The sequence below is a fragment of the Paraburkholderia sp. CNPSo 3272 genome, assembly GCF_024206495.1.
GTDB lineage: Bacteria > Pseudomonadota > Gammaproteobacteria > Burkholderiales > Burkholderiaceae > Paraburkholderia.
In genome coordinates, this window is record NZ_JAMBPQ010000014.1 from 87,302 (window position 1) to 102,890 (window position 15,589).

The window sequence follows — 15,589 nt, forward strand, 5'->3', positions numbered from 1 at the left end:
TGACGGAGTGCGGTTGGAGGCTGGGTACAACGCGGAATATCGAAGTGCTGCGAGTCACGATCGGAATTCGGCGAGCTCTCGCCCGTGTGTGACAAAGCCACAGCGTCAACGTCACTATAGATAGGTTGACGTCCGGCCAGAACGGCGCCAACGAAAAATCAGCTTTGCGCAAGGGGGACAGCGTCACTGGCGACCCGCCACTACGCTGTGAACAAATCGCATCCTGCCCTCCCGAATTACCCACCAACCGGCGAGTATCGACGAAAGCCAAAACAACGAGGACCTCCATGAACCTGGCGACGAAGACCTCGCCCCTGCGCAGTTGAAGAAGAACGACCACATCCTCGCTCAAGGAAGACCAGACGCTGCTCGACATCGGCTGCGGCTGGGGCGCGCTCGTGCTGCGCGCGGCGCAGAAGTTCGGCGCGCGCTGCGTGGGCGTGACGCTCTCGCAGAACCAGTTCGATCTCGCCACCGCACGCGTGAAGGCGGCAGGCCTCGAAGACCGCATCGAGATCCGCCTGCAGGACTAGGTCCAGGCGCCCCGGTACGGTCACGGCGCGCTAACTGCCACTACGGATCGATTTTCAAAAATGCGCCATGATCGACGCCTTGCCTGCTGTCGCACGTCCGACTATCGCACTCGCGTATATTGGAACAGGCAAGGCACGCCGTAACCGAGCAATACCAAAGCTGCGAGGATGACTATCCGCTCCCCGATATACGGATAGATGACCGCCGCTGTCAGAGCGCCCAGGCAAAAAGCCCCCACCGTAGCAACGCGAAGGAGCAAGTCCTGGAGTTCGCGGCCCGCTGCGCACAAACTTCCGCGCTTGCATAACTGTGCGATGATCACGCCCACCCCCACGCCGATATCGGTCGACGTACCGGACACGTGCGTAGTGCGCAACCGTGCATGCGAAACGCGGGCGGCCATCGCATTTTGCAGCCCCATCAGGAAGCTCAAGCCATAAACCATTATGTCGGCCCGATGCGTGCTCGCGAGGTGGTCCGCGCCATCGAGCGCCACGAGCAATAACGCCTCGGCCACCAGGATGGCTATGCATGCGCGGGCACGCCGATGCGATCCAACCAGTTCGAGCATCAGTGCGGCGAACGTCGCGCCGGCAACAAACAGCAGCACGATCGTCAGGTAGCGCACTCCGTGCCTAGCATCACCGCCGCCGAATTGGTCGGCCAGCGACGTGACGTTGCCGGTCATATTGGCCGAAAAGACACCGGCGATCATGAAGCCCATGACGTTGAGCGCACCGGCCACACCGGCAAGCGCGCTTGCGAGGCCCACCTCCACGAATAGCGCGTGGCGAGTATGAGCGTCATTCGGCGTCGCAGTGAAGGGATTGTTCATGAAACGGCTTGTATGAGCTTCAACCAGGAATGCTATCGGAGTTGTTGCACGCTCTAGCGCAGCGGGGGTTGTACCGTGGGAAATCCGCCCCCTACGCTCACCATGTTGCAGCCATGTCGATCGCCAATAGAATACCCGGCGCGGTAAAGGAGAATTGCGCTATTCGTATAACGCTGTTAATCGATCGACCTGCTTTTCACTCATTGCATGCCACACGCGCGGAAATTCAGCAACGGGAACGAGGGACCGTTTCAGTTGCAACTTATCCAGCCGGAAACTGAAACCCTCGAGTAACCGCCGGTTGTTGAAATGCACCCGACTGCAGTCGAGACACGGAGAATCCGCGCCATGCCCACGCGCGGCGTGCATGGGCTGTTTGATCGTCGTTGCGGGACCGCCTTCGGGCACGTCCAATGCCGCCATCCCTTTCAGCCTCACCGCGGTATATGTCGAAGCCACCGGCAGGCATTGCGATCGAGGGCGGCGAGATGCAGACAAGCTCACAATTTGGGAGCGTGGGCACATGAAACAGCGCAAAACGCAACTTCACGATTGCGTTTCCAGCGTAAACCTCGACCGTCGTTTCGGCGCCCGTCGCGCTACCCGCGTCACGTGCTGGCACGCGGCAGGGCACCGAATCCGTTTGCAAGGTACCGTTGCAGCGACCGTATCAACGGACGCCTGGCGGCACTCCCATCGCTACAGAAATTCGTCGGGAAATGCTGAGTCGCTTGATTAACTGGAATATGTTGTTGCGCGCAGCCGCGTTGCTCGTGCCGATCTTTATCGTCGAGTGGGTGACGGGTGACACCAAATGGTTGAGCGTACCGGTCGTCACTGTGTCTGCGTTTGTGGCGGTAGAGCGCGGACGTCTGGCGCCGCTTGGTGCCGTGCTCTACGCGCTCGCGATTGGCGTGGCCTTCGTCGCCGTGACCGCCTCTTATGGCACACCCGCCGCGTATATCGGCGTCTCTGTGCTGCTTGCGGCCGCATGTGCGAGCTTGCTCGCCGGTGGCAGCGAGATGCGCTGGACCGGCTTTTTTGCGTTTATTCCTGTCATGTACTTCGGCTGCGAAACGGCACGCGGGGCGCATGGCCATGCGTATCTGAACGCCGGCATAGAGGCCATGCCCTACGCGCTGGCCGCAACGCTGCCCGTCATTGTCGCCTCGATCGTCAGCTACGCCACGCAGGGTGAACCACGCTCCGAGCGCGGCTGGCTGGCGCTAAGGCTGATCAGCGAGCCGCCTTCACCGGGGCTGCGTGAGGCGATCGTTGCCGGGGTGCTCGCGGTGGGATTGGCATCGGCCCTGGCGGCTTTGCATCCGATGCCCTATCAGGAGTGGTTCGTCTGGTCAGCCTTCAGCGTTGTGACAGGTGATTGGAAATCGGCACGCTTAAAGTGGCGTGACCGCCTGGCGGGCACCATTGTCGGTGTGCCGGCGGGCGTGCTGGTGGCGATGCTTTTGCCGCATAGCCACGCGCTCGCCAATGCGGTCGAGATCGCGATCGCGCTGGAACTCGTTGCTTTCCACCGCTACGTGGTGGCGTTCGGTGTGCGGTGTGCGATGCATGGGGCCGCGATCGTCATTTCGGGCCACACCTGGCTCTGCGCGGACGCACGCCTCATCGATGTGGCGCTCGGCAGCACCATCGGAATTCTGTTCGTACTCGCCGCGCATGAGGGAGCGCGTTCCCTGCGGCGCAACAATATTGCGGTGTGACGGCACAATTCAGCCCCCTCGTTCATCACGGCCTTGTCTTGTGCTTCGTCGTGGTCGCGATCTGCGTCACCGCAAGATTCTTTGCGATTTTGGCAGTGCACGCGCCGCCCAAAGTCAGACCGAAATCGGGTACTCCAAAAGCCCCTCCTTCATGTACGTCCAGCCCGAGTGATGGTGCGCGTTCGTTCGATATTAGACAGAACGCTGCACGCCAGGACCATCTGTCGATCCCGCTTCTCCGATGAGCTTTCGCGAACGAAGGCATCTGAATATGTCACTTGTCGGCGTATTTGCGGCTACTTAGGACCAGTCCGACTAGCCGCGGCGGGAGGGCTCGGCGCGGCCGACGCGGGCCCGGTTCTTTCTCCGGCTTTTCTCTCTCGGCAGATGCTCACCATGATCGACCCCAATAAAAGCAGGCGCGCCAGCCTCGCGGTATTTGCGCTGCTCTATCTCGGCTACGGCATCTCTTACATCGACCGTTCGGCGATCGCGTTGTCGCTCGTCGCCATCGGCAACGAACTCCACCTCGGTGCGGCCGCGCTCGGCTTCGTCATGAGCACGTTCTACATCAGCTACGCCGCCATGCAGATTCCCGGCGGATGGATCGCCGACCGCTGGGGCAGCAAAAAGGTCATCGTCGTATCGGTCGCGTTCTGGTCGCTGTTCACGTTGATGACGGGCCTTGCGTGGTCACTCGCCTCGCTGATCGCGATCCGCTTCATTTTCGGTCTCGGCGAAGGCGGTTTTCCCGGCGCTGCGATCAAGGGCGTCACCGAATCGTGCGCGCGCGAGGATCGCCCGAAGATGTCCGCGCTCCTGATGTCGTCGAACTATGTCGGCAGCTTCATCGCGCCGCTCGCCATCGCGCCTCTCATCTTGTGTCTCGGCTGGCGTCATGCGTTTTTCGTCGCAGGCGGCGTCGGTCTCGTGTTTGCGCTCTTCTATCTGTTCGCGGTGAAGGACACACCTCAGAAGCGCGATTCGGCTGGCCGTTCCACAACCATCGACGGCGCGGCGACGCGCGCGCTACTTAGAACGCCGCTCATGTGGAAGATTCTGCTCACATGGTTTGGCATGGGCATCGTCAACAAAGGACTCGATGCGTGGATGCCCGCGTATCTCCTGACAGAACGTCATCTCGATCTAAAAGCGGTCAGCATGCTCACGCCGCTGCCGTTCGTCGCTGCGAGCGTATCGACGGCTCTCGGCGGCTGGATTCTCACGCGCTGGTTCGACGGCCGGGAGAAGTGGCTGATGGCCGCGTGCTGCGCGCTTTCCGGCGTGTTCCTCTACGAGATGTACACGGCCCAAACGGTCACGGGCGTGATCGCATATCAATCGATCGTCTACTTCTTCAAGTCGTTCGTATTCGCCGGCGTGTTCGCGCTGCCGACCAAATTTCTGCCGCAAAAGCTCATCGGCACGGGCGCGGGCATGGTCAACTTCGGTGGACAGATCGCGGGATTCGTCGCGCCGGCGGCCATTGGCCTGCTCGTCTCGACGACAGGCAACTACAACGCCGTGTTCGGCTTCCTGATCGTGGCGACAGCGCTCGCGTTCATCACCAGTCTGTCGATCCGCCTGTCGCCCGAAGCCGAGGCACACCTCGGCGCCGCCGAAGAGGCCTGATCGCTTCGCCAGGCATGCAGGCGCTATGATGGAGCATTACGTGGCTTTCCATCCATCCCTCATGAGCGCCCGCATTCTTCAGGAAGCCGCCGTCCGCTATTTCCTCGAAGTGGTCAACACCGGTTCCATCGTTGATGCCGCCCGTCGGCTGAACGTCGTGCCGTCCGCCGTGAGCCGGCAGATCACGCGGCTAGAAGGCGAACTCGGCACGCCGCTTTTTATGCGGCAATCGCGTGGCATGGTGCCGAGCAAGGCGGGCGAAATACTCGCCACATACGCGCGCCGCTCGCAGCTCGACGCTGAACAGATTTCGCTGGAAATCGATGCGCTTCGCGGCGCAGCAGAACGCACGATCCGCATCGCCTGCACGGAAGGTTTCGCGGGCACCTTCCTGCCGCGCGCGATGGCGGATTTCCGTCGCACTGTCGCGCCGGCATCTTTCGAAGTCGTCGTCGATACAGCCGCCGGCGTCACACAGCGCGTGCGCGAGGCGCAAGCCGATATCGGCCTCACGTTCAGCTTTGGACCTGAGAAGGACATTCACATCGCGTTTTCGGCGCCTTCGCCCGTATTCGCAATCGTCGCGTCGTCTCATCCGCTGGCGCAGTGTTCGCAGGTGTCGTTTCGCGAGTTGCTGGCGTATCCTCTCGCGTTGCCGGGCATTCATTCGACCCTGCACAAGCTGATCGACATCTATTGCAGCCGGGAGGGCGTTGCGTGCAAGAGCGTGCTCAGCAGCGCAACGCTCGAAACGCTCATCGGCTTCACACTCGCAAGCGACGCCGTGACATTCAGCGGCGAGCTCTTCGTGCGCCGGCGTCTCGCGTCCGGAGAGCTTGTTGCGTTGCCCGTTCCTGAACTCGCAACGAGCGAACGCGCCATCGAAATACAAACCCTTGCGCGGCGCGCGCTGCCGCCGCTTCTGCAATCGTTCATCGAGCGCCTGAGCGACGAACTGACGTGGCCCGCTCGCGTTGATAAAAAGTGAAATCACCGTTCGATAAACGTCGCTGGTAGCCGTTTTTCTCGTCGTCTACATTGAGCGCATTCTTGCACTACCGCTCAAAGGACTGCCCGATGGACGACCGTTTCGAACTCACCCGCCACAGTGCCGTCGCGCTCCGTGCGCTGTTGCAGGCGCGCGAAATCTCCGCCGTCGAATTACTCGAGGCCTGCATCGCGCGAATCGATGCACTCAATCCGTTTGTCAACGCCATCACGGCGACCAGCTTTGAACGCGCGCGCATCGAAGCCCGCGCGGCCGACGCCGCGCTCGCACGCGACGACGCCGTAGGTCCCCTGCACGGCTTGCCCATCGGCATCAAGGATCTCGAAGAGACCGAAGGCATTCTGACCACGTATGGCTCGCCGCTCTATCGCGCAAACGTGCCTGCGCACGACAACACGCTGGTGCGCCGCCTGCGCGCAGCGGGTGCGATCGTCGTCGGCAAGACCAACGTGCCGGAAATGGGCGCGGGTGCGAACAGCTTCAATCCCGTGTGGGGTGCGACGGGCAACCCGTTCGATCCGCGCCTGAATGCGGGCGGCTCGTCGGGTGGCTCGGCCGCCGCTCTCGCGCTCGATATGGTGCCGCTTGCCAGCGGTTCCGACACAGGCGGCTCGCTGCGCATTCCAGCGGCGAAGTGCGGCGTGGTCGGACTGCGCACCTCGCCGGGACTCGTGCCGAGCGATCGCAAGCCGCTCGGCTGGACGCCGATTGCCGTGGTTGGGCCGATGGGGCGCAACGTCGAAGACACATGGCTGCAACTCGCGGCGACGGTCGGCCAGTCGGGCAGCGACCCTCTCGGCTACTCCTTCGCCATGAATCCGACGATGGACGACCGTGCGCCCACGGACTTGTCGAAGCTACGCGTCGGTTACACAGAGGATTTCGGCGTCTGCGAAGTGGATGACGATATCCGCGCCGTATTCCGCCGCAAAATCGACTTTCTGCGCAAGGAAGTGGCCGTTTGCGAGCCGATCGAAGTGGACTTCGGTGACGCACATCGCTGCTTCGACGTACTGCGCGCGGAAGCCTTTGTCGCGGGCCTGCAAAAGGCCTATGAGACCGATCCCGGCTCGCTCGGGCCAAATCCGCGCGCGAACTATGAGATGGGCATTGGCCTGGGTCTCGCGGATTGCGTGCGCGCGCATGGCGACCAGACGGGCTTGTTCCGACGCTTCCAGACGCTGTTCGACCGCTACGACGTGATTCTCTCTCCAACGACGCCTGTCTCGCCGTTTCCGTGGGCGCAGCCATATCTGAAGTCGGTGAACGGCGTCGCGCTGGAGAACTACTATCGCTGGCTGTCACTCACATATGTCGTGACGCTCACGACCAATCCGGCGTTGTCGCTGCCGTGCGGCATCGATCATCGCGGCATGCCGTTCGGACTTCAGATGATCGGCGCGTTTCGTGGTGATCTCGCACTGCTCGATGTGGCGCGCGCGTTCGAAACGCTCTTCGCGTCGTCCGACGAAACGCGCCGCCCCATTCCCGATGCCACGAAGCTGCGGGCAGCGAAGGTGGACCTGAAGTCCATCGTCACGCATCCGCCGGTGCTTGATGCCGTGTCGTCTTCCAACGCTTTGGATTCCGCCGTCTGACTTTCACCTTTTGCCATTGGTGAACGTCAACAGACTTAAAGGATGGAGAAGAAAAAAATGATCGGACGAAGAGCCTTCCTGGCCGGCGCTTTCGGCGTGGCGGTAACGCAACCGATTGCGAGCGCTTTCGCCCAGATAAATGGAAAACTGCCCACGAACATCGTGTCAGTGAATGCCCCTGATGGGGCGGTGCGGGGCGTGGCCTATCCGAATTACAGCGTCTTCAAGGGGATTCCGTTCGCCCAGCCTCCGGTGGGCGCACTTCGGTTTCGCCAGGCGGTGCGTATGCCGCGAAGTTCAGGGGTTCGGTCAGCCTCCAGTTTTGGGCCCGCTCCTATGCAGGAGAGGCGATCGCTCCCCGGAACAAACCTGCCCATGCTTGGCGATGCGAAATGCAGCGAAGACTGTCTTTATCTCAACGTATGGGCACCGCGAGGAGCTGGGCCGCACCCCGTTTTCGTTTGGATTTATGGGGGCGGGAACACCTTTGGCGCAACGAGCCAAGCCATCTACGACGGCAGTGCTTTCGCAAGAGATGGCGTTGTTTGCGTGACGATCGGGTATCGCATTGGCGCTTTTGGTTTTCTGGAGCTCGGCGAGATTCTTGGAGGTGAATACCAGGGCAGCGGAAACAACCCTCTTCACGACCAGATTCTTGGCTTGCAGTGGGTTCGGAACAATATCGCCGCCTTTGGTGGCGACCCCGACCGAGTGACCGTTGCGGGTGAATCGGCCGGAGCAAAAAATGTCTCTGCTCTTCTGAGCATTCCGGCGGCTCGCGGACTATTCCAATCGGCAATCGTGCAGAGCGGTGGCGGTCATACCGTCCACAATCTGGATGAGGCTCACGGTGTCGCGGATCTGTTCATGCGCGAGTTTGCGAAAGCGGGCTTCAGGCGTGAAGATCTGTTGCGCGTCGGGTCCGACGACTTGCTTAAAGTTCAAACCGCCACGGTGGCCGCCTATCCGCGCGCCTTTGCGTTCCGCTCTGTGGTTGACGGCAAGACGATGCTGCAAAGACCGATTGACTCTGTGGCGGCAGGTTTTGCGAAAGACGTCCGTTTGCTGATAGGCAGCAATCGCGACGAGAGCGTTCTGTTTTTCCCTCAGGACCTGGTAGAAAGTCATAACAGCGACCCGAAGGCAGATCGACCGATCAGCTCAAAGGAACTCGCCAATATCAAGCTGGATACCCTGTCTCTCATTGCCGACGAATACGCGCATGCGTTTCCGGCACTCTCTCCGTTTGAACGCCGCGTCCGTCTTGTTACAGCCGAAGAATACTGGATTCCGACAGTCCGTCTTGCTGACGCGCATGCCGCTTCAGGAGGAGAGACCTATGCTTTTCGATTCGAAAGGCCGATCGCCGAAGGCCGTTATGCGGGACTTGTTCCGCATACCAGTGAGTTGCCGCTGGTCTGGGACAACTTTAAGGATCCGGCTTTCCGGGATTTGTTTTACAGGGGCGCGTCGGCGCCCGAGGCCTTCGCCAAACAGGTTCATTCGGCGTGGGTTTCGTTCATAAAAGGATCCTCTCCCGCGGCCGAGGGGCTGCCAACCTGGCAACGCTACGAAACGACGGGCTCAGAGTCGCGGAGTACGATGCTCCTGAAGGATCAGCCGGTGATGGTTTCCGATCCTTCGGCAAGTGAGCGGCAAATTTGGAACGGCGTCATGTGAGCCGGTGCGCTTTGAGTTCGAACGCGACCTGCACGCGGCTACGCTTGTATCAACCCGGAGAAGAAGCCATGTCAGCAGACAAGCCAGGGCCCGGGTCTCGCGGATTGCGTGCTCACATGGCGAACAGGCGCGTTTGTTTCGCCGCTTCCAGATCCCGATAGCGCTTGCTATCCGTTACAGACCGTCGCGCTTCATTGGCGAGGTCCAGCAGCGTCGCACCGTAATCGAGGAAGGCCCAGCCAATGGCGGACAAACCAAGCCGCGGCCTTTCTCGTATGAACAGATCGATACCCAACTCGTCTTCAGGCTGTTTTATGCGCGGCCAGATTGAAGGCATCCGGTGCAATCGTTGCGCGGCAGCCTGGATGCTGCCATCCTGCGCGGATCATTGTGTGATTTCCGGTACGGGGACGCGCATCCCGGCCGCTTTCCGGCCGTTGCCGCCGTGTCGCGTCAAGCCTGAGCCCCTACTCTGCTGGCATCGACGCCGGTGCGTGCGATGAGTGCAGCGCGAGCGGCGAAAACGGGACGGTCTCCTGCGGCGTCGGCAGCGCCGCCGCCGTCCAGCCGCCCCCCAACGCGCCGACCAGGTCGACAGCCGCCTGCAGCCGTCTTGCATGCACCTTCGCCGCCGACAACTCCGCGTTGAGCGCCGCGACCTGCGCCACGGTCACGTTCAGATAGTTGTCGAGGCCGCTCGTGTATAGCTCCATCGCGATCGTCTGGACCTTCACCGCCGCGGTGACCGCGTCGCGTTGTTGTCCGTACTCCGTCGCGAGCTTGTCGGTGAGTGCAAGCTCATCCTCGACCTGCCGGAATGCATCCAGCACGGTCGCACGATAGTTGTCGGCGGCCTGGTGCACGGTGGACCAGCTCTGCTGAAGCTCTGCCCGGCGCAGGCCGCCCTCGAACAGCGGCAACATCGCCGAAGCGCCTACCGACCACAGACTTTCCGGCAGCGCCGCGAGCGCAAGCCCGTTGTCCTCGAAGCCGAAGCTGGCGGCCAGATCGATATTGGGGTAGAACGCGGCACGCGCCACGCCCACCGCTGCATTGGCGGCAGCCATCCTGCGCTCCGCCGCCGCGATGTCCGGGCGCCGCTGCAGCAGTGCAGAGGGCACGCCAACCGGAACGACCGGCATGCTCAGATGCGCAAGCCCCTCGGGCGCCAAGGTGAACGTCGACGGATTGACGCCCGCCAGCACCGCGATCGCATGCTCGAGCACGGCGCGCTGCGCCTCGATCTCCGTATCGGCTGCCTGCGCGGCGGCCAGCTGGTTGCGCGCCCGCTCAACGTCGAGGCCCGGACTGATCTGCCGGTTGTAGCGCAGCGAAGTGAGCTTGAGGGCCTCGTTGTACGAACGGACTGTGTTCGTATAGATCACGTGCTGCTCGTCCAGACCTCGCAGCTTCACGTAGTCGTCCGCCAGTTCCATTTCGAGGCTAAGCCGCGCCGAGGCGACCATGGCCGCGGCAGCCTGGGCGTTGGCCTTCGCATAGTTCGTCCGGTTACGGATCTCGCCCCACAGGTCAGGCTCCCAGGTCGCGGCCGCGCCATATCCCAGTGAAGACTCTTCGAGCGGCGATCCGGAACTGGCACTGTGAAAGAGTGCGTGCTTCGACAAGCCGTTGTCCGTCGCGAACGCCTGCGCGCTCAACTGGGGGAACAGTTGCGAACGGGCCTCGGCCACGACGTCGCGCGCCTGCGTATACGTTTCCTGCTCGGCGCGCAGTGTCGGATTCGAAGTATCCAGCTCGCGTTCCAGGGTGTCGAGTTGCGGGTCCTTGAAAACTTCCCACCAGGGGCCGCGCGAGAGCTGATCGCCGGGCCGCGCGAGCACGAACGGTCCGGTCCCCTGGTAGCTGTCGGGCAGCACCGTTTTGGGCGGCTTGTAGGTCGGCGCGAGACTGCATGCGGCGAGGGGCGCGAGGAGCGCCAGCAGTACGCCAGCCCGGCGCAGTGCGATCTTGATTGGAGATTTCATTTTGGATTATTCCCCGCATTGTCGGCGTGCGCTTGCACTGGCGCCTGCGGTTGCCCCTGGGGGGTTCCAGCCGCGTTGCCCGGCCCGATGCCCGGCACGCCGCTCACGATGCGCACCTGCTGACCTTCGAGTATCCCGGCGGACGGACTGACGATCACGCGATCGTCGGACTTGAGGCCCGACACGACCTGCACGTCCTGACCGAGGTTGAGTCCGAGCTTCACGTTCTGGAGGTGGACCCTGTCATGCGAATCGACGAGCGCGACCTGCATGCCCTGATCGCGGAACAGCAACGCCTGCTCAGGAATGACGAGGACGTTCTTGTCCGAGGGAACCTCGAAGTGCACCGTTGCATAGGTGCCGGGCCACAGCAGATGCTCGGGATTCTGTGCGACCAGTTCGGCCACCACGGTTCTCGTCTGTGGATCGAATGCGTTGGCCGTGGTCACGAGCTGTGCATCGAATACGCGCCCCGGATACTGGGGCACCGTAAACGTGGCGTGGAGCCCCGGGTTCAGCATCGCTGCATAATCCTGTGGTACCGAAACGAAGATGCGCATGGCGTGCACGTCGGCCACCGAATACAGTTCGGCCGCCGCGCCGTGCGAACTGACATCGCCCCCCGCGGGACTCACGTAGTTGCCGATGTCGGTATTGCGCGCGGTCACGATGCCGTCGAAGGGCGCTACGATGCGCTCGAACTTCGTCAGCGCGAGGTCGCGCTGCACCTCGTCCTGGGCGGCTTGTACCTGCGCCTTCTTCGCGGCGGCATCGGCCACCTTGATGTCGACATCCTCCTGCGACACGGCTTCGGTACCGGAAAGCGCCTTCCAGCGCGTGGCGGTGACGTCGGCGAGCACGCTGTTCGTCTTCGCGACCGCCAGCTTCGCGAGCGCGGCCTGGTATTGCGCATCGACGGTCGGCGCATCGATCGCGGCAAGCAACGTGCCGGCCTTCACGAACGCCCCGTAATCCACGTACCACTTGTGCACATAGCCCGATACCTGCGCATAGATCGGCGCGGTGTACCACGCCTTGACGTTGCCCGGCAGCGTAACCAAACGCGTCGCCGGCCCCGCGGCCGGGGAGGTCACCTGAACGGGGGCAATGGCGTCCTGGTCAGCGACGTTCTGCAGATCTGCCACGTTGTCGTGGCGTTCGACGATCCCGTGGATCACCAGCCCTCCCAGTATCAAGGCGGCGACCGCCGCGATCAGCTTGGGTCGGGTACGGCTCGGAGCCTGGGCCTCCAGCTCTACCTCGCGATGTACGTTCATTGATGAGACTCCGTGGCTTTCTTGTCGCTGCGATGCATGATGGCAAAGACGCAGGGAACAAATAGCAAAGTGGCAAACGTGGCGACCAGCAAGCCGCCGATTACGGCCCTGCCGAGCGGGGCGTTCTGCGAATTACTGAAGGACATGGGCAGCATGCCGATGATCATTGCGAGCGCCGTCATGATGACCGGACGGATCCGCGCGTAGCCCGCTTCGATCGCGGCCGCGACGGCGTTGCCGTGCGCCGCCAGACGTTCGCGGGCGAACGAGACGACGAGGATCGAGTTGGCGGTGGCGGTGCCCATGCACATGATGGCGCCGGTGAGCGCCGGAACCGAGAGGTGCGTGTGCGTGAGGAACAGACTCCATACGATGCCGGCGAGCGCGCCCGGGAGCGCCGTAATGATGATGAACGGGTCGAGCCACGACTGGAAATTAACGACAATCACCAGGTAGACCAGCAGCACCGATACCACCAGCCCGCCTATCAGCTCGATGTAGGCGCTCATCATGGTCGTTGCCTGTCCACGCACGTGGACGCTTGCGCCATGCGGCAGTTGAGGCGCCATCTCGTGAATGGCCTGCTGAACGTCGTCGTACACGGCGCCCAGATCGCGTCGCTGATTGCTGACGTAGATATCCACCACCGGAAGAATGTTGTAGTGCGACACCAGCAGCGGCGTGCCCGTCTGTGTGATGCGCCCAAGCGCGCCCAGCAGTTCCATGCGTTTGCCGCTCGGTGCGCCAGTCCCCTCGTCGATCGGAATCGTCTCGAGGTCGTTCATCGAGGTGAGCTGGTCCTGAGGCGTCTGCATGTTGACGAGGTGCGAAACGCCGCTCGTCGTGTCCAGCCAATAGGTCGGCGCGGTCTGGCCGCTGCCCGAGAGCGTCGCGAGCGCATTGTTCGCAACATCGGACTCCGAAAGGCTCATGCCCGAGGCAAAAGAGCGGTCAGCGGCGACGAGCAGAGTCGGTTCGTTGAATGCCTGCTGGATGCGCACGTCCGCGGTCCCCGGAACCTTCCTGAGGCGCGCCGCGAGCTGTTGTGCAAACGCCATATTGGCCGCTTGCCCCCGGCCCGAGATCTGCACGTCGATGGGCGCGGGCAGTCCAAAGTTGAGGATCTTCGCCGTGATGTCCCCGGGCAAGAACGAGAATTCGGTGCTCGGGAACAGCTTCGGCAGTTCGCGGCGCAGCTTGAAGCGGTAATCGTCGACGGGCGACGCATCGTTCTTCAGACCAATTTCAATGTCGCAGTCCTGCGGCCCGATGGTGCCGTCCGCGCTGTAGGCTTCGTTGATGCCGCTCGCCGGCAGGCCGCAATTATCGACCAGGTTCGTCACCTGGCCCGGCAGGATCTGACGGATCGCCTGGTTCACGAGCACTGCGTTACGGCTTGCGTCTTCCAGACGCGTGCCGATCGGCGCGCGCATGTGCATCGCGATCTCGCCGGATTTGATGCCGGGAAAGAAGTCACGCCCGAGGAAGGCGATCAGGCTCATCGAGGCGACGGTACACGCGACGAATACCAGCACGAAACGGCGCCGATGGTGCACGGCGCTCGTGAGGACCACCCGGTACCGCTCGCGGAACCTCGTGAAACGACGCTCGAAGCCCCGCTGGAACCGCTTGAAGAACCCGGGATTGCCGTGGTCGCCGCCGTGCCCGTGTACCTGGCCGCGAAGCAGCCACGCAGCCATGGTGGGCACGAGCGTACGCGAGAGGATGAACGAAGCGATCATTGCGTAGATGATGGCTTCCGCAAGCGGACGGAAGAGGTAGCCTGAGATGCCGCCGAGCTGGAACATCGGCAGCCAGACAATGCAGATGCAAAGTGTGGCCACCAGTGTGGGCACCACGATCTGGTTCGCCGCCGCGATGATGCCAGGTTCGAGTTCCGCACCGGACTCAAGGTGCGAGTCGATGTTCTCGATCATGACGGTGGCATCGTCGACGAGAATGCCCACCGCGAGCGCCAGACCGCCTAGTGTCATCACGTTGATGGTCTGCCCGGTCAGGTGCAGCATGATCACGGAGCAGAGGATCGCCAGCGGAATGGAGGTCGCCACGATGATCGTGGAGCGCCAGCTGCCGAGAAATAGCAGCACCGTCATGCCCGTAAGGACGGCGGCCGTCAACATTTCCTGCACGACCTCACGAATCGAGTCGCTCACGAAGCCCGATGCGTCGTTCAGCGGCGTGATCTTCACGCCGGGCGGCAGCGTCCGCTCGATGGCGGGCAGCGCCTTCTTGACGCCGGCCACCACCGCTAGCGTCGAAGCATTGCCGCTCTTCAGGATTTCGATGAGCACCGACTGCTTGCCCTTGACGAGCACGGCGTTCATCTGCGGCGAGGGACCGCGGTGGACATAGGCGACATCATGCAGGTAGACCGTGGCGCCATTGACGGTCTTGATGGGCAGGTTGTTGAACGTCGATACCGCAACCGGCGTGGAGTTGGTCTCCACCATGAAATCGAGCGCGCCGATCTTCTGGTCACCCGCCGGCAGCACGACGTTCTCGTGGCTCAGCGCCGCGGCTACGTCCGCGGCGGAAAGGCCATGCGCGAGCAGCTCCGCCTGATTGAGATCGACCTCCACGTACAGCGGCGCACCGCCATACGGGCTCGGGATTGACGTGCCGGGCACCGACACCAGCGCGGGCCGGATAAGGTTCGATGCCATGTCGTAGACCTGGGCGGCAGTCATGTTCGACGCCGACACCTGCAGATCGAGCACCGGCACGGATGAGGCACTGTACGACAGGACCTGCGGCGGCGTAATGCCCGCGGGCATCTGCTTGAGCACGGTTTGTGAGATCGAGGCCACCTGCGCCTGCGCCGCGTCGATGTCGGTGCCGGGCTGGAAGAAGATCTTCACGACGGCGCGCCCATAGAGCGACTGACTCTCAATGTGTTCGATATTGTCGACTGTGGCGGTCAGCGCGCGTTCGTAGTAGTACGCGACGCGCCCGGACATGTCTTGCGGCATCAGCCCGGTATAGGTCCACACGACTGCGACAACGGGAATACGGATGGCAGGAAAGATATCTGTGGGTGTCTTGCTGATTGCCGATAGCCCCCCGAGGATGATAAGTATGCTCATCACCACGAAGGTCAATGGACGGCGCAGCGCAACGAGGACAATGGCGTTCATGAATGGGTGTCCGCAACGTCTGGTTCAGTCAGTTCGAATGTCTAGCGTGATACAGCGAGGCGTTGAAAGATACCGCCGATGCCAATCCCGATGAGAAAACTAAATGAAATTTCACGAGCATTGGGCCTTCCTTGGCGATGGGGGGGAACGTGGAGTATTT

General features: G+C 62.3%; 9 protein-coding genes and 2 pseudogenes. 6 read left to right on the forward strand and 5 right to left on the reverse strand.

Annotated elements, in window-relative coordinates; genetic code table 11:
• Positions 1-289 precede the first annotated feature (289 nt).
• Positions 290-530, forward strand: a pseudogene (locus M3I53_RS18865) (SAM-dependent methyltransferase); the annotation flags it as partial.
• 104 nt (positions 531-634) lie between these two features.
• Here M3I53_RS18865 and M3I53_RS18870 read toward each other — a convergent pair.
• A complete protein-coding gene (locus M3I53_RS18870) occupies positions 635-1,369 on the reverse strand; it encodes a YoaK family protein (RefSeq protein ID WP_254317402.1) in 735 nt (244 codons plus the stop codon).
• 719 nt (positions 1,370-2,088) lie between these two features.
• On the opposite strand from M3I53_RS18870, the gene M3I53_RS18875 reads away from it, so the two are divergent.
• The 5 genes from M3I53_RS18875 to M3I53_RS18895 all read left to right on the forward strand — a co-directional run bounded on the left by M3I53_RS18875 (position 2,089) and on the right by M3I53_RS18895 (position 9,012).
• Positions 2,089-3,093 (forward strand): FUSC family protein, encoded by a 1,005-nt coding sequence (locus M3I53_RS18875; RefSeq protein WP_254317403.1) that lies wholly within the window; start codon positions 2,089-2,091, stop codon positions 3,091-3,093.
• A 396-nt stretch (positions 3,094-3,489) separates the two neighbouring features.
• The gene (locus M3I53_RS18880; protein WP_254317404.1) at positions 3,490-4,725 is read left to right on the forward strand and encodes an MFS transporter; all 1,236 of its coding nucleotides are present in this window, start codon (positions 3,490-3,492) and stop codon (positions 4,723-4,725) included.
• Positions 4,726-4,765: 40 nt separating this feature from the next.
• Positions 4,766-5,713 (forward strand): LysR family transcriptional regulator, encoded by a 948-nt coding sequence (locus M3I53_RS18885; protein ID WP_254317405.1) that lies wholly within the window; start codon positions 4,766-4,768, stop codon positions 5,711-5,713.
• 89 nt (positions 5,714-5,802) lie between these two features.
• Complete coding sequence (locus M3I53_RS18890; RefSeq protein ID WP_254317406.1) at positions 5,803-7,332, forward strand: amidase; 1,530 nt, start codon at positions 5,803-5,805, stop codon at positions 7,330-7,332.
• Between the two features lie 42 nt (positions 7,333-7,374).
• Positions 7,375-9,012, forward strand: a complete 1,638-nt coding sequence (locus tag M3I53_RS18895; RefSeq protein WP_254317407.1) for a carboxylesterase/lipase family protein — start codon at positions 7,375-7,377, stop codon at positions 9,010-9,012.
• A 112-nt stretch (positions 9,013-9,124) separates the two neighbouring features.
• On the opposite strand, the pseudogene M3I53_RS18900 reads toward M3I53_RS18895, so the two are convergent.
• From M3I53_RS18900 to M3I53_RS18915, 4 genes and pseudogenes are all read right to left on the reverse strand, one after another.
• A pseudogene (locus M3I53_RS18900) lies at positions 9,125-9,382 on the reverse strand (LysR family transcriptional regulator); the annotation flags it as partial.
• A 97-nt stretch (positions 9,383-9,479) separates the two neighbouring features.
• Positions 9,480-10,997: an efflux transporter outer membrane subunit gene (locus M3I53_RS18905; RefSeq protein ID WP_254317409.1), complete on the reverse strand. Its 1,518-nt coding sequence runs from the start codon at positions 10,995-10,997 to the stop codon at positions 9,480-9,482.
• Positions 10,994-12,274: an efflux RND transporter periplasmic adaptor subunit gene (locus M3I53_RS18910; protein WP_254317410.1), complete on the reverse strand. Its 1,281-nt coding sequence runs from the start codon at positions 12,272-12,274 to the stop codon at positions 10,994-10,996. The genes M3I53_RS18905 and M3I53_RS18910 overlap by 4 nt, the downstream gene beginning before the upstream one ends.
• A complete protein-coding gene (locus tag M3I53_RS18915) occupies positions 12,271-15,429 on the reverse strand; it encodes an efflux RND transporter permease subunit (protein ID WP_254317411.1) in 3,159 nt (1,052 codons plus the stop codon). The genes M3I53_RS18910 and M3I53_RS18915 overlap by 4 nt, the downstream gene beginning before the upstream one ends.
• Between the last annotated feature and the right edge of the window lie 160 nt (positions 15,430-15,589).